This is a genomic window from Streptomyces sp. NPDC032472 (assembly GCF_040636955.1).
Classification (GTDB): Bacteria; Actinomycetota; Actinomycetes; order Streptomycetales; family Streptomycetaceae; genus Streptomyces.
Map to the genome: position 1 here is coordinate 102607 of NZ_JBEZVK010000011.1, position 19461 is coordinate 122067.

The 19461-nt window shown below is 73.3% G+C and carries 13 protein-coding genes; 7 read left to right on the top strand and 6 right to left on the bottom strand.

Features of this window, described 5'->3' with window-relative positions; genetic code table 11:
* Window positions 1-161: 161 nt before the first annotated feature.
* The 3 genes from AB0F11_RS09565 to AB0F11_RS09575 all read left to right on the top strand — a co-directional run bounded on the left by AB0F11_RS09565 (window position 162) and on the right by AB0F11_RS09575 (window position 4598).
* Entirely contained in the window at window positions 162-2282 is a 2121-nt protein-coding gene (locus AB0F11_RS09565) for a DNA topoisomerase IV subunit B (protein WP_362170107.1), read from the top strand.
* Window positions 2283-2457: 175 nt separating this feature from the next.
* Window positions 2458-3009, top strand: a complete 552-nt coding sequence (locus tag AB0F11_RS09570) for a DUF485 domain-containing protein (RefSeq protein WP_362170109.1) — start codon at window positions 2458-2460, stop codon at window positions 3007-3009.
* Complete coding sequence (locus tag AB0F11_RS09575; protein WP_362170111.1) at window positions 3006-4598, top strand: cation acetate symporter; 1593 nt, start codon at window positions 3006-3008, stop codon at window positions 4596-4598. Before AB0F11_RS09570 ends, AB0F11_RS09575 begins: the two co-directional genes overlap by 4 nt.
* Window positions 4599-4608: 10 nt before the next feature.
* Here AB0F11_RS09575 and AB0F11_RS09580 read toward each other — a convergent pair whose 3' ends face one another.
* The 3 genes from AB0F11_RS09580 to AB0F11_RS09590 all read right to left on the bottom strand — a co-directional run bounded on the left by AB0F11_RS09580 (window position 4609) and on the right by AB0F11_RS09590 (window position 8398).
* Entirely contained in the window at window positions 4609-5307 is a 699-nt protein-coding gene (locus tag AB0F11_RS09580) for a response regulator (protein WP_362170113.1), read from the bottom strand.
* Window positions 5304-6920: an ATP-binding protein gene (locus tag AB0F11_RS09585; protein ID WP_362170115.1), complete on the bottom strand. Its 1617-nt coding sequence runs from the start codon at window positions 6918-6920 to the stop codon at window positions 5304-5306. The genes AB0F11_RS09580 and AB0F11_RS09585 overlap by 4 nt, the downstream gene beginning before the upstream one ends.
* Before the next feature lie 218 nt (window positions 6921-7138).
* Entirely contained in the window at window positions 7139-8398 is a 1260-nt protein-coding gene (locus tag AB0F11_RS09590) for a citrate synthase (RefSeq protein WP_362170117.1), read from the bottom strand.
* A 70-nt stretch (window positions 8399-8468) separates the two neighbouring features.
* Here AB0F11_RS09590 and AB0F11_RS09595 point away from each other — a divergent pair, with 70 nt between their 5' ends.
* Both AB0F11_RS09595 and AB0F11_RS09600 read left to right on the top strand, forming a co-directional pair.
* Window positions 8469-9620, top strand: a complete 1152-nt coding sequence (locus AB0F11_RS09595) for a citrate synthase/methylcitrate synthase (RefSeq protein WP_362170119.1) — start codon at window positions 8469-8471, stop codon at window positions 9618-9620.
* 14 nt (window positions 9621-9634) lie between these two features.
* Entirely contained in the window at window positions 9635-10864 is a 1230-nt protein-coding gene (locus AB0F11_RS09600; protein ID WP_362170121.1) for a CobW family GTP-binding protein, read from the top strand.
* A 10-nt stretch (window positions 10865-10874) separates the two neighbouring features.
* Here AB0F11_RS09600 and AB0F11_RS09605 read toward each other — a convergent pair whose 3' ends face one another.
* From AB0F11_RS09605 to AB0F11_RS09615, 3 genes are all read right to left on the bottom strand, one after another.
* A complete protein-coding gene (locus AB0F11_RS09605) occupies window positions 10875-11492 on the bottom strand; it encodes a DinB family protein (RefSeq protein WP_362170123.1) in 618 nt (205 codons plus the stop codon).
* Window positions 11493-11822: 330 nt separating this feature from the next.
* A complete protein-coding gene (locus AB0F11_RS09610; RefSeq protein WP_362170124.1) occupies window positions 11823-13895 on the bottom strand; it encodes a restriction endonuclease in 2073 nt (690 codons plus the stop codon).
* Window positions 13896-13995: 100 nt separating this feature from the next.
* On the bottom strand, window positions 13996-16452 hold the full coding sequence (locus tag AB0F11_RS09615; RefSeq protein WP_362170126.1) for a DNA topoisomerase IV subunit A: 2457 nt from the start codon (window positions 16450-16452) through the stop codon (window positions 13996-13998).
* A 244-nt stretch (window positions 16453-16696) separates the two neighbouring features.
* Here AB0F11_RS09615 and AB0F11_RS09620 point away from each other — a divergent pair, with 244 nt between their 5' ends.
* Window positions 16697-18058 (top strand): pitrilysin family protein, encoded by a 1362-nt coding sequence (locus tag AB0F11_RS09620; protein ID WP_362170128.1) that lies wholly within the window; start codon window positions 16697-16699, stop codon window positions 18056-18058.
* 20 nt (window positions 18059-18078) lie between these two features.
* Complete coding sequence (locus tag AB0F11_RS09625) at window positions 18079-19446, top strand: pitrilysin family protein (RefSeq protein WP_362170210.1); 1368 nt, start codon at window positions 18079-18081, stop codon at window positions 19444-19446.
* The last annotated feature ends 15 nt before the right edge of the window (window positions 19447-19461 follow it).

The following is a 19461-nucleotide window of genomic DNA, read 5'->3' on the forward strand; positions in this document are numbered from 1 at the left end:
CCCCCGGGGGATCGAACATCCGTGCGGATCTGCACTAGGCTGATGAAGGCGCGAGGGTGGCGTTGCATCGGCTCTACCAGGCCTCGGTACCCTTCGACGGGCAACCGAGCCACCCTGCGCCCGACCGGGCCAGAAAAGAAATTCAGCGAGGAGCGAACTGCGTGACCGCCGACACGTCCGTGCCTTCCAGCGCGCTGCTGTCCGGAGCAGACCGGGACGGCTCCAACTACACCGCGCGGCACCTGCTCGTCCTCGAAGGCCTCGAGGCCGTCCGCAAGCGTCCCGGCATGTACATCGGGTCGACCGACAGCCGTGGCCTGATGCACTGCCTCTGGGAGATCATCGACAACGCCGTCGACGAGGCCCTGGGCGGCTTCTGCGACCACATCGAGGTGGTCCTCCACGACGACGGCTCCGTCGAGGTCCGCGACAACGGCCGCGGCATCCCCGTCGACGTCGAGCCCAAGACCGGCCTGTCCGGCGTCGAGGTCGTCATGACCAAGCTGCACGCAGGCGGCAAGTTCGGCGGCGGCTCGTACGCGGCCTCCGGCGGTCTGCACGGTGTCGGCGCCTCCGTGGTCAACGCCCTCTCCTCCCGCCTCGACGTCGAGGTCGACCGGGGCAGCTCCACCCACGCGATCAGCTTCCGCCGCGGTGTCCCCGGCCTCTTCACCGAGCAGGGCCCGGACAGCCCGTTCGACCCCGCGAGCGGCCTGCGCAAGGTCAAGCGGATCGCCAAGGGCAAGACCGGCACCCGCGTCCGGTACTGGGCCGACCGCCAGATCTTCCTCAAGGACGCCCGGCTCTCGCTGGAGACGCTCTACCAGCGCGCCCGGCAGACCGCCTTCCTCGTTCCCGGCCTGACCATCATCGTCCGCGACGAGCGCGGGCTCGACGGTGCCGGCAAGACCGAGGAGACGTTCCGCTTCGACGGCGGCATCAGCGAGTTCTGCGACTACCTCGCCCAGGACAAGGCCGTCTGCGACGTCCTGCGCCTGACCGGCCAGGGCACCTTCAAGGAGACCGTCCCCGTCCTCGACGAGCGGGGCCACATGACCCCCACCGAGGTCACCCGCGACCTCGGCGTGGACATCGCCCTGCGCTGGGGCACGGGGTACGAGACCACCGTCAAGTCCTTCGTGAACATCATCGCCACCCCCAAGGGCGGCACCCACATCACCGGCTTCGAGCGCTCGGTCACCAAGACGGTGAACGAGGTGCTGCGCTCCGCCAAGCTGCTGCGCGTCGCCGAGGACGACGTCGTCAAGGACGACGCCATGGAGGGCCTGACGGCGGTCGTCACCGTCCGGCTCGCCGAGCCGCAGTTCGAGGGCCAGACCAAGGAGGTGCTCGGCACCTCCGCGGCCGCCCGCATCGTCGCGGCCGTCGTCGCCAAGGAGCTCAAGGCCTTCCTGACCTCGACCAAGCGCGACGACAAGCAGCAGGCCCGCGCCGTGATGGAGAAGATCGTCGCGGCCGCCCGGACCCGTATCGCCGCCCGCCAGCACAAGGAGGCGCAGCGCCGCAAGACGGCCCTGGAGTCCTCCTCGCTGCCCGCCAAGCTGGCCGACTGCCGCAGCGACGACGTGGAGCGCAGCGAGCTCTTCATCGTCGAGGGCGACTCGGCCCTCGGTACGGCGAAGCTGGCGCGGAATTCCGAATTCCAGGCGCTGCTGCCGATCCGCGGCAAGATTCTGAACGTCCAGAAGTCCTCGGTCTCGGACATGCTGAAGAACGCCGAGTGCGGCGCGATCATCCAGGTCATAGGGGCCGGATCCGGCCGGACCTTCGACATCGACGCGGCGCGCTACGGGAAGATCGTGCTGCTCGTGGACGCCGATGTCGACGGCGCGCACATCCGCTGCCTGCTGCTCACGCTCTTCCAGCGGTACATGCGCCCGATGGTCGAGGCGGGCCGGGTCTTCGCGGCCGTTCCGCCGCTGCACCGCATCGAACTGGTCCAGCCCAAGAAGGGCCAGGACAAGTACGTCTACACGTATTCGGACAACGAGCTGCGCCAGACCCTGCTCGAATTCCAGCGCAAGAACATCCGCTACAAGGACTCGATCCAGCGCTACAAGGGCCTCGGCGAGATGGACGCGGACCAGCTGGCGGAGACCACCATGGACCCCCGCCACCGTACGCTGCGCCGGATCAACATCGGCGACCTCGACGCCGCCGAGGGCGTCTTCGACCTGCTCATGGGCAACGAGGTGGCCCCGCGCAAGGAGTTCATCACCAGCTCCGCCGCGACCCTGGACCGCTCGCGCATCGACGCCTGACCGGGCCGGGGCGGCGGTGGCGCACGCAGGTGCGGCGCGCGCCGCCCCGGTGTCCCGGAGGGGCCGCTTCCCTCACCTGTTGGAGTGAAGACCACCGGGACACCAGTCCGGAAACCGTCCATACCGCACATCCTTGTGACACGCCGCCAAGGCGGCAGCGGACAAGGAGAGTTCGGTGGACAAGCACGAAGGTCCCGACCCCGGAACGATCCGGCTCGACGACCCCTGGTACGACGCGCTCGCCGTCGGCTGGGGCGAGGGCGAGGACGCGGCTGCGCCGCCCCCGGCCGCCGACCGGTCCGCGCCCGGAAGTCCGCCCGGAAAAGCGGCGGGGACTCCGCCCACCCGGGCCGACATCTACCTGGAGGTGCAGCGCAGCGCCGCCTTCCAGGAGGTCCGCAGCCGCTACCGCGGGTTCGTCGTCCCCGCGACCGCCGGTTTCCTGCTCTGGTACGTGGCCTACGTCGTCGCGGCCACCGCGGCGCCCGGCGTGATGGCCCGGCCCGTCGCGGGGGCGGTGAACGTGGCGCTGCTCGCGGGGCTCGGACAGTTCCTCAGCACCTTCCTGCTCACCTGGGCGTACGCCCGGCACGCGCGCCGGCGCCGGGACCGCGCCGCCCTCGAGCTGCGGTGGACCGTCTTCGAACAGGAGCGGGGCCGCGGAAGCGGGACGGGGAACGGGAACGGGGCAGGGGCAGGGGTCGGCGCCGGGGAGGCCGGCCGGTGAGCACCGAGCACCAGAGCCTCGCGCTGGTCCTCTTCAGCGCCGTCATCGCGATCACCCTCGGCATCACCACGTGGGTCAGCCGGAACCGGCACGGCTCGGCCGAGGAGTTCTATGCCGGCGGGCGGCTGTTCTCCCCCATGGAGAACGGTTTCGCCATCGCCGGCGACTACATGTCCGCCGCGTCCTTCCTCGGCATCTCCGGTCTGATCGCGCTCTTCGGCTACGACGGCCTGCTGTACTCGGTCGGCTTCCTCGTCGCCTGGCTGGTCGTGCTGTTCCTCGTCGCCGAACTGGTCCGCAACTGCGGGCGCTTCACCCTCGCCGACGTCGTCGCCGCCCGGATGAGCGAGCGGCCCGTCCGGATCGCCGCCGGAACCTCCTCGGTCACCGTCTCGGTGCTGTACCTCGTCGCCCAGATGGTCGGAGCCGGCAGCCTCGTGGGCCTGCTGCTCGGGGACTCGGGCACCGCCGCCCGGACGCTCACCGTCATCGCGGTCGGTGCGCTGATGGTCGTGTACGTGACCTTCGGCGGGATGCGGGCCACGACCTGGATCCAGATCGTGAAGGCCGTGCTGCTCATGGGCGGCGCGGTCACCCTCACCGTGCTCGTGCTGCTGCGCTTCCACGGGGACTTCGACCAGCTGCTGACCAGCGCCGCCGAGCGCAGCGGGCACGGGCAGAAGTTCCTGAGTCCGGGGCTGAAGTACGGCGGGGACTGGACCGCCCGGTTCGATTTCATGAGCCTGGGCCTGGCGCTGGTCCTCGGAACGGCCGGGCTCCCGCACATCCTGTCGCGCTTCTACACCGTGCCGACCGCCCGGGCGGCCCGCCGGTCCGTGGTGTGGGCGATCGCGCTGATCGGCGGCTTCTACCTGATGACGATCGTGCTCGGCTTCGGGGCCGCCGCGCTCGTGGGGCCCGCAGAGGTGCGGGCCTCCAACGCCTCGGGGAACACGGCGGTTCCGCTGCTCGCGGCCTTCCTGGGCGGCGGGGCGGAGTCCACCGGGGGAGCGGTGCTGTTCTCCGTCGTCGCCGCGATCGCCTTCGCCACGATCCTGGCCGTGGTCGCGGGGATCACCCTCGCCTCCTCCGCCTCGGTCGCCCACGACCTGTACGCCTCGCTCAAGCGGCGCCGGGCGCGCGGGCGCAGCGAGGTCGCGGTGGCCCGGGGCGCGGCCGTCGGGATCGGGGCCGTCGCCATCGCGCTGGGGCTGCTGGCCCAGGACCTCAACGTGGCGTTCCTGGTGGGGCTGGCCTTCGCGGTGGCGGCCTCGGCGAACCTGCCCGTGCTGCTGTACTCCCTGTTCTGGCGCGACTTCACCACGCGGGGCGCCGTCTGGGCGGTGTACGGGGGGCTGGTTCCGGCGGTGGTGCTGGTGGTGCTCTCGCCGGTGGTCTCGGGCAGCCCGGACTCCCTCTTCCCGGGGGTGAGTTTCCAGTTCTTCCCGCTGCAGAACCCGGGGCTGATCTCGATCCCGCTGGGCTTCCTGGCCGGCTGGATGGGCACGGTCACCTCCGCGGACGAACCGGACGCGGCCCGGCACGCGGAGACGGAGGTCCGCTCGCTGACGGGGGCCGGGGCCGTCTGAGGGGGCCAGTTCAAGTGCCTTCGGCCGGGAGCCAGGAGTAGAGGTGCTCCGGGCGGCCCGTTTCGCCGTAGCGCAGCGACAGGGTGACGCGGCCGGTGCGGTCCAGGAGCTTCAGGTAGCGCTGGGCGGTCTGGCGGCTGATGCCGGCCCGGTCGGCGATCTGCTGGGTGGACAGCGGGCCTTCGGCGGAGCGTAGGACGCGGCGGACCAGTTCCGCGGTGGTGGGGGAGTGGCCCTTGGGCAGCTCGTTGGGGGAGCCCGCCGCCGCGAGGGTGCCGAAGATCCGGTCCACCTCGGCCTGTTCGGCCTCGCCGCCCGTCTCCAGGGTGCGGCGCAGGGCCGCGTACGCCTCCAGGCGGGAGCGCAGACCGGGGAAGGTGAACGGCTTGACCAGGTACTGGAGGGCGCCGAGGCGCATCGCGGCCTGGACGGTGGCCAGGTCGCGGGCGGCCGTGACCATGATCACGTCGGTGTGGTGGCCGAGCTGGCGCAGCCTTCGCACGAGGTCCAGGCCGCTGCCGTCCGGGAGGTAGTGGTCCAGGAGGATCAGGTCCACCGGGCGGCCCGCGAGGAACTCCAGTGCCTCGGCCGCGGAATGGGCGTGGCCGGCGACACGGAAACCGGGAACCTTCGCGACGTACGCCGCGTTGATCAGGGCAACACGCATGTCGTCGTCGACGACCAATACGTGGATCGGGGACTCGCTCATCGCAGGGCCTCCGGGAGTACGACGGAGAACTCCGCCCCTCCGTCCGCTGCCCCGCCGGCCCGGACCGTGCCGCCCTGCCGCTCCGCGAGGCGGCGTACGAGCGCGAGGCCGAGACCGCGCTCGCGGTGGCCCTGGGGCTGCTTGGTCGACCAGCCCTCGGTGAAGATCTCCTCGCGTCGGGCCTCCGGGACGCCGGGGCCGCTGTCGCGGACGCGGAGGATCGCCGTGCGGCCCTCGCAGCGCAGCTCGACCTCGACCAGGGGCGCGGCCGAGCCTGCCGCCGCGTCCAGGGCGTTGTCCACCAGGTTGCCCGTGATGGTGACGAGGCCGCCGGGATCGACCAGGCGGTCGGGGAGGAAGGTGGCGTCGGCGAGGCGCAGCGGGACGCCCCGCTCGGCGGCCACGGTCGCCTTGCCCACCAGAAGGGCGGCCAGCAGGGGGTCGCGGACCTTTTCGGTGACCTGCTCGGCGGTGCTGCGGTGGCCGCCGGCCACCTCGGCCACGAACTCCACCGCCTCCTCGTGCAGGCCGAGCTCCAGCAGACCGAGGAGGGTGTGGAGGCGGTTGGCGTGCTCGTGGTCCTGGGCGCGCAGGGCGTCGATCAGGCCCTGGGTGGAGTCGAGCTCGCGGCGCAGGTGCTCCAGCTCGGTGCGGTCGCGCAGGGTGGCGACGGCGCCGCCGTCCTCGGTGGGCATCCGATTGGCCACCAGTACCCGGCGGCCCTGGACGGCGAGCAGGTCGCGGCCGGTGACGCGGCCGGTGAGGACGTCGGCGGTGCGGCCGGTGCCGAGGAGGTCGTCGAGGGAGCGGCCGGCGGCGGTGCGGGCGGCGTCCGGGGCGAGGCCGAGCAGGCGGGCGGCCTCGTCGTTGACGAGGCGGACGCGGCCGTCGCCGTCGAGGGCGATCACGCCTTCGCGGATGGAGTGGAGCATCGCCTCGCGCTCGGCGAGCAGCGCGGCGATGTCGGAGAAGGCCAGGTCCCGGGTCTGGCGGTGGATACGGCGCGAGAGGAGGTAGGCGGCGAGGGCGCCCGCGGCGAGGGCGCCGCCCGCGTACGCGAGGAGGCCGGGGACGGCGTGGAGCAGGCGGGCGCGGACGCTGTCGTAGGCGATGCCGACGGAGACGGCGCCGACGATCTCGCCGTCGGCGGCGACGAGGGGGACCTTGCCGCGCGCGGAGCGGCCCAGGGTGCCCTCGTCGATCTCCATGATTTCGCGGCCGGCGAGGACGTCGCCGGGGTCGGTGGAGACGGGCCGTCCGATGCGGTCGGGGGCGGGGTGCGAGCGGCGGATCCCGTCAAGGTCCATGACGACCACGTACTCCGCTCCCGTGGCCCGGCGGATCCGCTCCGCCGAGGCCTGCACGGGGCTGTCCGCCGTCGGCCCGGAGTTCAGCAGGTCGGCGGCCAGCGAGGGGTCGGCCGCCGCGCTCTGGGCGATGGCCAGGGCGCGGCGCATGGCCTGGTCGTCGAGCTGCGCGCCCAGCGGGGCGAGGAACAGCCCCGTGGCCAGCACGGCGACCCCGGCGGCGATGGCCAGCTGGGTCAGCAGGATCTGCGAGACGGCCCGACGGGGCAGCCCGATGCGCGGAGCGCGCAGGGAGGGGAACCGCATGACCAGCAACCGTAGGCCGCCCCCGCCGGAAGCGGAATCCTCGCCGGGGGTCCGGGGCGCCGGCCTTCCGGCCCGGCCGGCCGCGCGGTATCGGGCGGCGCGGGGGCCGGAGGGAGTCCTCGGCCGGTTCCCACCCGGAGGGGCAGGCTCCCGCCTCACGGTCGTCCAGGGTAGGAGGCCTGGGCGAGTTGGCTTGGTGGGCGGACGGCGTGGGGCGGCTACGGGAGGGGCTGCGGGGGTGGGGGGCCCTGGTAGTGGCCTATGGGGCGCATGCGGAGGGGGTGTTCCTGGTATTCCTCCAGTGCGTGCGCCATCCAGCCCGCCGTGCGGGCCACCGCGAACACCGTCTCGCCGGCCTCCGCCGACATCCCACACGACACAGTCAGCACTGCCAGGGCCAGGTCCACATTGGCGTGGAGGCCGACCCGGCGGGCCGCCGCCGTGGCGACCACCTCGCGGGCCGCTGCCAGGGCCGGGCCGGCGGCCGGCATGGTCTCCAGCCGGGCGAACAGGGCCGTGGCCCGGGGGTCCTCGCCCTCGTACAGCCGGTGGCCCAGGCCCGGGACCCGCCGCCCCGCGCGCAGGTGGTCCGCCACCACCGGCGCGGCACCGCCCCGCTCCAGGGCCTCGGCCAGCGTCCGGTGGGCGAGGCGCCCGGCCGCGCCGTGCAGCGGGCCCTCCAGGACGCCGAGGCCGGCCGAGACCGCCGCGTACGGGTTCGCCCGCGCCGACGCGGCCACCCGTACGGCCAGGGTGGAGGCGGCCAGGTCGTGGTCGATGAGCAGGGCGAGGGCCAGGTCGAGCGCGTCGAGGGCCGCCGGGTCGGGTTCCTGCGCGGTCAGCCGGGGCCACAGCCGGGCCGCGAGCGGGGCGCCGCCGGGTCCCTCGTCCCCCTCGGGCTCCGGCCCCAGCAGGGGCAGCGCGCCGACCAGCGTCGGGATCAGGCAGCGGGCCGAGCCGAGTACCGCCTCCGCGGACAGGTCGAAGCGCAGCGGGTCCGCCACCGCCGCGGCCACGGTCGCCACCCTCAACCGGTCGACGGGGCCGCTGTGCTCGGGCAGGGCGGCCACGGCCCGCCGCGCCGCCGCCAGGGCCTGCGCCGGGGCCGTGAGGCGGACCCCGCGCGGCAGGGTCCCCGTCCACAGCCACTCGGCGACCTCCTCGTAGCAGTACCGCGAGGCCAGCTCCACCGCGTCCACGCCGCGGAACCAATACCGGTCCGGCTCGATGAGCGTCAGCGCGGTCCGCACCGCGAGCTCCCCGCCGGCCGGCGCCGCCGCCTCGCGTCGGCTGCGCCGGGCCAGGGCCTCGACCTCGGCCGCGTCGAAGGTGCTGCCGCGGCCGACCGGGTCGCGGCGGCTGGTGAGCTGGCCGCGGCTGACGTACGCGTACACGGTCGCGGGCTTCACCCCCAGCAGCTCCGCCGCCTGCCGGGTGCTGAGCCGTCGTTCGCGTTCACCGTCCATCTGGTCATGCATGATGACCAGAGTAGATGTATTGATCCAATCAACATTGACATTGAGTCAATGCATGGTGGATGGTCGATGCATGAACACCACCGTTGAAGTGCCCCGCGGTCTCGCGGGAGTCGTGGTCACCGAGACCGGTCTCGGTGACGTCCGGGGCCGTGAGGGCTTCTACCACTACCGCCAGTACTCGGCCGTCGAGCTCGCCGAGAGCCGCAGCTTCGAAGACGTGTGGCACCTGATGTTCCGCGGCACCCTCCCGGCCGACGCCGCCGCACGCAGCGCCTTCGCCGAGGAGATCGCCCCGCTGCGCCGGCTGCCCGCCGAGGTCCGGGGCGCCCTGCCCGCCCTCGCCCGGGCCACCGCCCTCTCCGGCCCGCTCGCCGGCCTGCGAACCGCGCTCTCCCTGCTCGGCGCCTCCGCCGGCTTCCGGCCCGTGTACGACCTCGCCCCCGAGCGGCGGGCCGCCGACGCGCTGGCCGCCTGCGCCGCCGTACCGACGCTGCTGACCGCGCTGCACCGGCTCGGCCAGGGCCTGGAGCCGGTCGAGCCGCGCGACGACCTCCCGTACGCCGCGAACTACCTGTACATGCTCACGGGACAGGTGCCCGACCCGATCAAGGCGCGGGCGGTCGAGCGGTACCTGATCTCCACCATCGACCACGGCTTCAACGCCTCGACGTTCACCGCCCGCGTGATCGCCTCCACCGGCGCGGACGTCGCGGCCTGCCTGACCGGGGCCATCGGCGCCCTCTCCGGCCCGCTGCACGGCGGCGCCCCCAGCCGCGCCCTGGACACCCTGGACGCCATCGGCACGGCCGACCGCATCGACCCGTGGATCCGCGAGCGGGTGCTCGCCGGGGACCGGATCATGGGCTTCGGCCACCCCGTCTACCGCACCGAGGACCCGCGCTCGCGGATGCTGCGCGACATCGCCCTCGGCTTCGGCGGGCCCCTCGTGGACTTCGCCGTCGAGGTGGAACGGCACGTGGAGGCGATCCTCGCCGAGCTCAAGCCCGGCCGGGAGCTGCACACGAACGTGGAGTTCTACGCGGGCGTGGTGATGGAGCTGTGCGGCCTGCCGCGCGAGATGTTCACCCCGACCTTCTGCGCGGCGCGCGTGGTCGGCTGGAGCGCGAACGTGCTGGAGCAGGCGGCCGATTCGAAAATCATCCGTCCGGCTGCCCGGTACGTCGGGCCGCAGGCGCCCCAGCCGGTTCCGCTGCTGGACTGAGTACGATCGGCGGGGTGAACAGCAGGCAGCCCGACCCTTCCGTCGCGCCCACCCCCACCCCCGCCGCGACCCCCATCCCCGTCGTCGTCCTCGCCGGATTCCTCGGCTCCGGCAAGACGACCTTGCTCAACCACCTCCTCGGCAACCGGGGCGGCACCCGGATCGGGGTCGTGGTCAACGACTTCGGATCGATCGAGATCGACGCCATGGCGGTGGCCGGCCAGGTCGGCGACTCGATGGTCTCGCTCGGCGGCGGCTGCCTGTGCTGCGCCGTCGACGGCAGCGAGCTCGACGCGTACCTGGAGAAGCTCGCCGAGCCCGTCCACCGCATCGACGTCATCGTCATCGAGGCGAGCGGGCTGGCCGAGCCGCAGGAGATGATCCGGATGCTCGTCGCCAGCGAGAACCCGGCGATCCGCTACGGCGGCCTGGTGGAGGTCGTGGACGCGGCGGAGTTCGACGCGACCCGGTCCCGGCACCCGGAGACCGACCGCCACCTCGCCGCCGCGGACCTGGTGGTGCTGAACAAGGCCGACCGGGTGGAGCCGGCCGAGCTCGCCCGGATCGAGGCCGAGCTCGGCACGCTCTGCCCCGGCATCCCCGTCGTCGCCGCCGACCACGGGCGCATCGACCCGGAACTGCTCTTCGACCGCCGGCCGTGGACCGAGACCCAGGGGCAGCTCTCCTTCGAGGACCTGATCTCGCAGGCCCGGGACATCGCCCACGAGGGGTACGAAGGCCAGGACGGCCACGGGGGCCACGAGGGCCACGCCCACACGGTGTACGAGAGCACCGAGTTCGTGTCCGAGCTGCCCATGCACCCGCGACGGCTCATCGACTTCCTCGACCGCCGTCCGGCCGGGCTGTACCGGATCAAGGGCTTCGTCCACTTCGGCGTGCCCGGCCACGAGGAGCGCTACGAGGTCCACGCGGTCGGCCGCTTCCTGCGGTTCGCGCCGGGGCCCTGGGGTCGCGGCGAGCCGCGGCTGACCCGGCTGGTGCTCATCGGCTCCGGCACGGACGGGGCCGCCCTGCTGCGGGAGCTGGAGTCCTGCCGGGAGGCGTCGCCGCAGGACGCGGGGCCGGAGAGCATGTGGGGCGTACTGCGCTACGTGGCCCGGCCGCCGCAGGACGAACCCGACGCCGACGCCGAACGGGTGGGCGGGGACACCGGGGACGCCGGGGACGCCGGGGACGCCGGGGACGAGGACGGGAACGAGATGCCGGCTCCGGCGGGCGTCTGAGTCGGCCGAGTCAGCGCTGCCGGGACCGGTACAGGTCCCGGAGCAGGGCGATCTCGGCCCCGTGGTGCAGCAGCTCCTGGTTGACCCACCAGGCGATGTCGATGAACGGCTCCTCCGCATCGCCGCCGTGCGGGTACGTGCAGTACCCGACGGTGTCGAGGGCGGCGTCGTCGACGCTGAGCAGTGCCGTGCGCCAGGCGGTGGCGCCGGCGTCGAACGCGGCGAGGGCCGCGGCGGCGTCCCCGGCGGCCGCGTAATCGCTGCGGGTCAGGGTGCGGGTGCCGGCCGTGTGGTCGGCGCGCAGGGTCAGCATTTCGCTGAGGTGGCTCAGGCGCCACGCGATCGTGGTGAACGGCGGCGGCCACGGGTGCGGGTACGCCGCGGCGTCGCGGCCCCAGTCGCCCGTGCCGGCCAGGAGGGTGGCCCGTGGGCCCGGACCTTCGGCTCGCCGCCGTACCGACCAGCAGTCCGGCACCGGCTCCCAGAGGTACTCCTCGTCCGTCATGGGGCCCACCTTGGTGTCCGTTCCGTCGCCGCTGTCCATGACGGGGCCCGCCATGCGGTCGGCCAGGCGGCGGTGGGCGAAGTCGAACTGCCGGAGCAAGGGGGTCAGGCGGGGCGGGGTCACGGGGCTCCTGGGGGCGCGTCGGCCGACGTGTCGGCCGGGGCGGGCGGATCGGGCGGTGTGCCGACCCGTCACCCTGTCAGAGCAGAGGGCATCCCGCGCCCCCTTTTCGGCGGCGCCCGGCGGAGCCGGGATCCCTGGGGCTCCGCCCCAGACCCCGCGCCTCAATCGCCGGCGGGGCTGGATCTGCCGGACCCCGGCTTCGAAAGGCGGCGGGGTGGGATGTCCACTCCGGCTGCGAAGGAGCGGGGTGGGATGCCCGTCCCGGCTGCGAAGGGGAACGGGGGTGGGATGCCCGCCCCGGCTTCGGATGGTCGGGGGGCGGGATTTTGCTCAGGCGACCTCGACGCCGTGTTCGTGGAGGAGGGCCTCCAGGCCGCCGCGGTAGCCCTTGCCGCCCGCCACGAAGTCCCAGTCGCCGTTCGCGCGGCGGCGGAAGGAGCCCAGGACCAGGGCGGTTTCGCCCGGGCGGCCGTCGGAGACGTCCAGGGTGCCGAGCTCCGTGCCGTCGGCCGACAGCAGCCGGATCCGGGCGTCCGTGAAGCCGGTCAGGTCGGCGTGCGGGTCGGCCTCGGGGTCGACCGCGGCGACCAGGACCAGGCGGTCGGCCCGCTCCGGCAGCGCGTCGAAGGAGACCGCCAGCGCGGCCTTGTCGGGTGGCGTGTGCGCGTGGGTACGGACGGAGCCGTCCGGGGTCTGCGGGTTGTTGAAGAAGACGAAGTGGTCCTCGCCCAAGGCCCGGTTGGCCTCGCAGACCAGGGCGCACACGTCCAGTGCGACCGGGCCGGCCCAGGACATGCCCAGGATGTTGTGGTCCGGGGCAGCGGCTGCGGGCTCGGTGGCCGGGCGGCGGGGCGGGGTGTCCGACGGGCCCAGGCGGCCCCGCAGGCCGTGCTGGTGCAGGAGGTCCACCAGGGCGGGGCCCGGAACCAGTTCCAGCGGCTTGCCCTCGGCGAAGGTGTACGAACCCGGCCCGAAGGACGCGGTGGTGACCAGCACCCCCTTGTTCGCCCCCTTGTCCTGGACCGTGCCGTACAGGTCACGCACGGCCGTCGGCGGCACCGTGTTGCGGTAGCGCTTGACCTGCACCACGATCCGCCCGCCCCGGATCGGCGCCGGGTCCAGGGCCTCCACGTCCACCCCGCCGTCGCCGGAGCGCTGGGTCGTGACCGCCTCCATGCCCATGGCCCGGAACAGCTCCGCGACCAGGTTCTCGAAGTCGATCGGGTCCATCGCGAAGAGGTCCGGCTCCTCCTCGTCCCCGTACCCCCCGCCCACGTGGCCGCCGTGGCTGACGACGCCCCCGCCGACCTCGTCCGGCCGACGCCCGGGACGCACCGCCGTCAGCTGGTCGGGGCGCGCCGACAGCTGCCCGCCCAGGCCCGACACCAGGCAGTCCACCGCGCTGACCTGCTCCAGCCGCAGCCCCGCGAACGCGCCGCGCGCCGCGGGCACCGTGGCGAGCACGAACTGCGCCTCCTGCCCGGTCACCGGATCGAGGCAGTCCACGAAGCCGTTGACCACGACCGAGTCCAGTACGCCGAACTCGTCCGCCGCGTACAGCTCGCGCACCACCAGCAGCAGGCACTGCGCCAGCAGGTCCCGGTACAGCGCGCGCCGCTCCGTGACCGGGCGCGGCTTCACCTTGTCCTGGTCGGTGCTCGGCAGGTACTGCACCGCCCTGGCCTCGGGCACCACCGCGTACCCGGGCAGTTCCCAGTCCAGCACCAGCTGGCGTACGGCAGGCTCGTAGGCGGCCGACACCTGCCTCGGCAGCGTCTCGGGCCAGGCCGTCGAGGCGTACAGAGCGGCCGAGAAGTACTCCACGGCGGCCCCGGCATCGCCCGAGCGCAGGGCGTCGGCCAGCTCGGCGAGCCCGCTGTTGTGCGCCCGTACGCCGGCGAGCTGCTCCGCCGCCCACCGGTCGTACTGCTGGCGGTACGCCGCCAGCTGCTGCTGCCGTTGCGCCTCCGCGGCGCTAGCGGCCTGCCAGGCCGCGGTGTACCGGGCGTGCGCCTCCCGCTCCGCCTGCGCCCGGTGGTTCGAGCCGAGCGTCCAGCCGCTGCTCTGCTGGAAGTCCTCGATGCGGGGCAGCGGCCCCGGCTGCGCCAGGGCCCCGGGGTTGAAGGGCTCGAGCTGCTCGGGCCGCATCAGGGAGGCCATCCGGAACGCCGGTGCCCGGCAGCCCGCGACCAGCAGGCCCTTCAGGGCGGCGACCTCCGCGTCGAGCGCGGCCGTACGGCGCAGGGCCTCGGCCTCGCGGTACTGGCGGTGGCTGCGGTTGGCCTCCCGCTCGTACGCCCGCTGCCGGCGCTCCGCCTCCCGCTGCTGGACCAGCTGCGTCTGCTGCTGTCGGCGCTGGGCCTCGGCCCAGGTCCCGATCGCTCCGCCCGACCGACGACTCATCAGCTGTGTACTCCCCCCACCAACCCCGAGAGGGAAAACACTAGTCGGCATTCGGGTGGTACGTCCCCCGGGTCGCACCACCCGAATGCCTCGGTACGTCCTACAGCGCGGCCCCCGCCACCACGGCCACCGCCGCGGGCAGCGCGGCCCCCGAGCCGTCGCGGCGCGGGTCCGCGGCCGGCAGGGCGGCCGGGGTGCCGTTCGCGGCCGCCGCGCGGGCCGGTGCGTTGCCGGCCCAGGCCAGGGTCAGCAGGTCCTCGCCCTTCAGGAAGCGCTGGCAGCGCACGCCGCCGGTGGCGCGGCCCTTGCGCGGGTACTGGTCGAACGGGGTCAGCTTGCCGGACTGCACCGAGTCGTCCAGCGTCCCGTGGGAGCCCGCCACCGTGAAGACCACGGCGTCGCGCGCCGGGTCCACCGCCGAGAAGTGGATCACCTTGGCGTTCTCGGAGAGCTTGATGCCCGCCATGCCGCCCGCCGGGCGGCCCTGGGGGCGCACCTGGCCCGCCGGATAGCGCAGCAGCTGCGCGTCGTCGGTGATGAAGACGAGGTCCTCCTCGCCGGTGCGCAGTTCGACCGCGCCGACGATGCGGTCGCCCTCCTTGAGGGTGATGACCTCCAGCTCGTCCTTGTTCGCCGGGTAGTCCGGCACCACGCGCTTGACCACGCCCTGCTCGGTGCCCAGCGCCAGGCCCTGCGAGGACTCGTCCAGCGAGGTCAGGCAGACCACCTTCTCGTCCGGTGCCAGCCCGGAGAGGAACTCCGACAGAGGGGCCCCGCCGGCCAGGTTCGGCGCGGCGTGGGTGTCGGGCAGCTGCGGCAGGTCGATCACCGACAGCCGCAGCAGGCGGCCGTGGGAGGTGACCGCACCGACGTCGGCGCGGGCCGTGGCCGCCACCTGCGAGACGATCAGGTCGTGCTTCGCCCGGGCCCCGCCCTCCTCCAGCGGCACCGGGTCGCCGGTCGCCGTGCGGGCCAGCAGGCCCGTCGAGGACAGCAGCACCCGGCACGGGTCGTCCGCGACCTCCAGCGGAACCGCCGCGACCGGCGCGCCCGCCGACTCCAGCAGGACGGTGCGGCGCTCGGTGCCGAACTTCTTGGCGACCGCGGCCAGCTCCGAGGAGACCAGCTTGCGCAGCTCCGCGTCGGAGTCCAGGATCCGGGTCAGCTCCTCGATCTCGCCGATGAGCCGGTCGCGCTCGGACTCGAGCTCGATCCGGTCGAAGCGGGTGAGCCGGCGCAGCGGGGTGTCGAGGATGTACTGGGTCTGGATCTCGCTCAGCGAGAAGCGCTCCATCAGGCGCTCCTTGGCCTGGGCGGAGTTGTCGCTGTCGCGGATGATCCGGATGACCTCGTCGATGTCGAGCAGGGCCACGAGCAGGCCCTCGACCAGGTGGAGCCGGTCGCGCCGCTTGCCGCGGCGGAACTCGCTGCGCCGGCGCACCACGTCGAAGCGGTGGTCGAGGTAGACCTCCAGCAGCTCCTTGAGGCCCAGCGTGAGCGGCTGGCCGTCGACCAGGGCCACGTTGTTGATGCCGAAGGACTCCTCCATCGGCGTCAGCTTGTAGAGCTGCTCCAGCACGGCCTCGGGGTGGAAGCCGTTCTTGACCTCGATGACCAGGCGCAGGCCGTGCGCGCGGTCGGTCAGGTCCTTGACGTCCGCGATGCCCTGGAGCTTCTTCGAGCCGACCAGGTCCTTGATCTTCGCGACGACCTTCTCGGGGCCGACGGTGAAGGGCAGTTCGGTGACGACCAGGCCCTTGCGGCGCGCGGTCACGTTCTCCACGGACACCGTCGCGCGGATCTTGAAGGTGCCGCGGCCGTTCTCGTACGCGTCCTTGATCCCCGACAGGCCCACGATCCGGCCGCCCGTGGGCAGGTCGGGACCCGGCACGAAGCGCATCAGCGCCTCCAGGTCCGCCTGCGGGTAGCGGATCAGGTGGCGGGCGGCCGCGATGACCTCGCCCAGGTTGTGCGGGGGCATGTTGGTGGCCATGCCGACCGCGATCCCGGACGCGCCGTTGACCAGCAGGTTCGGGTAAGCGGCCGGCAGCGCGACGGGCTCGCGCTCCTGGCCGTCGTAGTTGGCGGTGAAGTCGACGGTGTCCTCGTCGATCGACTCCGTCATCAGTGACGTGGCGTCCGCCATTCGGCACTCGGTGTAGCGCATCGCCGCGGGCGGGTCGTCGTTGCCCAGCGAGCCGAAGTTGCCGTGGCCGTCGACGAGCGGCAGCCGCATCGAGAAGGGCTGGGCCATGCGCACGAGGGCGTCGTAGATCGACGCGTCGCCGTGCGGGTGCAGCTTGCCCATGACCTCGCCGACGACGCGGGCGCACTTGACGTACCCGCGGTCGGGGCGCAGGCCCATCTCGTTCATCTGGTAAACGATGCGCCGGTGGACCGGCTTCAAGCCGTCCCGGGCGTCGGGCAGGGCTCGGGAGTAGATCACCGAGTACGCGTACTCGAGGAAGGAGCCCTGCATTTCGTCGACGACGTCGATGTCGAGGATGTTCTCCTCGAAATCCTCCGGCGGCGGGGTCTTCGTGCTGCGGCGGGCCATCGCTGCGCGGCTCCTTAACCAAGAAAGAAGGTGTGCTGGGGGTCTGGCGGGGTAGGGCGGGGTCGGGGCCGTCGGCCCGGACGGGGCCGCCGGGGGTTGTCGCGGACCATTGTGGCCCGAGGCTCCGACAGCGCCGACTCCGACCCAGGACTGAGCCGGGAACTTCTCCGCGGCCCGACGCGCTTGCATACAGTGACAGGTCTGACAGAAATCTCTGCATCGCGATCGAAGGGACCACATGCCCATGGGTCACACGGCCACAGCCCAGGCCGGCTCCGGCGGCCTGACAGCGACCGAACACCGGCTGGCCAACGGCCTGCGCGTGGTGCTCTCCGAGGACCACCTGACCCCGGTCGCCGCCGTCTGCCTCTGGTACGACGTCGGCTCGCGCCACGAAGTCAAGGGGCGCACCGGCCTGGCTCACCTCTTCGAGCACCTGATGTTCCAGGGCTCGGCGAGCGTACCGGGCAACGGCCACTTCGAGCTGGTCCAGGGTGCCGGAGGCTCGCTGAACGGCACCACGAGCTTCGAGCGCACCAACTACTTCGAGACCATGCCGGCCCACCAGCTGGAGCTGGCGCTCTGGCTCGAGGCCGACCGGATGGGCTCGCTGCTGGCCGCCCTGGACGAGGAGTCCATGGAGAACCAGCGCGACGTCGTCAAGAACGAGCGCCGCCAGCGCTACGACAACGTCCCGTACGGCACCGCCTTCGAGCGGCTGACCGCCCTCGCGTACCCCGACGGCCACCCGTACCACCACACGCCGATCGGCTCGATGGCCGACCTGGACGCGGCCTCGCTGGAGGACGCCCGCGCGTTCTTCCGTACGTACTACGCGCCCAACAACGCGGTGCTGTCGGTCGTCGGCGACATCGACCCGGCCCAGACCCTCGCCTGGATCGAGAAGTACTTCGGCACCATCCCCTCCCACGACGGCAAGAAGCCGCCGCGCGACGGCAGCCTGCCCGAGATCATGGGCCGCCAGCTGCGCGAGGAGATCATCGAGGAGGTCCCGGCCCGCGCGCTGATGGCCGCCTACCGGCTGCCGCACGACGGCACCCGCGAGTGCGACGCCGCCGACGTGGCGCTCACCGTCCTCGGCGGCGGCGAGTCCTCCCGGCTGCACAACCGCCTGGTACGCCGCGACCAGACGGCCGTCGCCGCCAGCTTCGGCATGCTCCGCCTGGCCGGCGCCCCCTCCATGGGCTGGCTGGACGTGAAGACCTCCAGCGGCGTCGAGGTGCCCGCCATCGAGGCCGCCGTGGACGAGGAGCTCGCCCGGTTCGCGGCCGAGGGCCCGACGGCCGAGGAGATGGAGCGCGCCCAGGCACAGCTGGAGCGCGAATGGCTGGACCGGCTGAGCACGGTGGCCGGCCGCGCCGACGAACTGTGCCGCTTCGCCGTCCTGTTCGGCGACCCGCAGCTCGCCCTGACCGCCGTACAGCGGGTCCTCGACGTCACCGCCGAGGAGGTGCAGGCCGTGGCCGCGGCCCGGCTGCGCCCCGACAACCGCGCGGTGCTGGTGTACGAGCCCCTCGCGGCCGACGCCGCCGATGCCGATGACGACGCCGCGAACCAGAACGAGAACGAGGGGGCGGAGCAGTGAGCGACACCGCAGCCGTCACGATGACCTTCCACCCGCGGCCGCAGGCCGGCGAGGCACGGCCGTGGGCCTTCCCGGCCCCCGAGCGCGGCGCGCTGCCCAACGGCATGACCGTGCTGCGCTGCCACCGCCCGGGCCAGCAGGTGGTGGCCGTCGAGGTCAACCTCACCGCCCCGCTGGACGCCGAGCCCGAGGGCCTGGACGGCGTGGCGACCATCATGGCCCGTGCGCTGTCCGAGGGCACCGACAAGCACTCCGCCGAGGAGTTCGCCGCCGAGCTCGAGCGCTGCGGCGCCACCCTCGACGCCCACGCCGACCACCCCGGCGTGCGGGTCTCCCTGGAGGTCCCGGCCTCGCGGCTGCACAAGGCCCTGGGCCTGGTCGCCGAGGCGCTGCGGGCGCCGGCCTTCGCCGACAGCGAGGTCGACCGCCTGGTGCGCAACCGCCTCGACGAGATCCCGCACGAGCTGGCCAACCCGCAGCGCCGCGCCGCCAAGGAGCTCTCCCGCCAGCTCTTCCCGGCCTCCCTGCGGATGTCCCGCCCGCGCCAGGGCACCGAGGAGACCGTCGCCCGGATCGACTCCGCGGCTGTCCGCGCCTTCTACGAGGCCCACGTGCGCCCCGCCACGGCCACCGCCGTGGTCGTCGGCGACCTGACCGGCATCGACCTGGACGCCGTCCTGGCGGACACCCTGGGCGCCTGGACCGGCGATACCGCCGAGGCGCGCCCGGTGCCGCCGGTGACTGCCGACGACACCGGCCGGGTAGTCATCGTGGACCGGCCCGGCGCGGTCCAGACGCAGCTGCTCATCGGCCGGATCGGGCCGGACCGGCACGACAGCGTCTGGGCGGCCCAGGTGCTCGGCACGTACTGCCTGGGCGGCACCCTCACCTCGCGCCTGGACAAGGTGCTGCGCGAGGAGAAGGGCTACACCTACGGCGTGCGCGCGTTCGGCCAGGTGCTGCGCTCCACCGCCGACGGCCGCGGGGCCTCGATGCTCGCCATCAGCGGCTCGGTGGACACCCCGAACACCGGTCCGGCCCTGGACGACCTGTGGAAGGTGCTGCGCACCCTCGCCGAGGGCGGTCTGACGGACGCCGAACGGGACGTGGCGGTGCAGAACCTGGTCGGGGTGGCCCCGCTGAAGTTCGAGACGGCCGCCGCCGTGGCGGGCACGCTCGCCGACCAGGTCGAGCAGGAGCTGCCGGACGACTACCAGGCCCGGCTGTACGCGCAGTTGGCCGCCACCGGCACGGTGGAGGCGACCACGGCGGTCGTCAAGGCCTTCCCGGTGGACCGCCTGGTCACCGTGCTCGTGGGTGACGCCTCGCAGATCGAGGAGCCGGTGCGCGCGCTCGGGATCGGAGAGGTGACCGTCGTCACCAACTGACCGTCGCCGCACGGC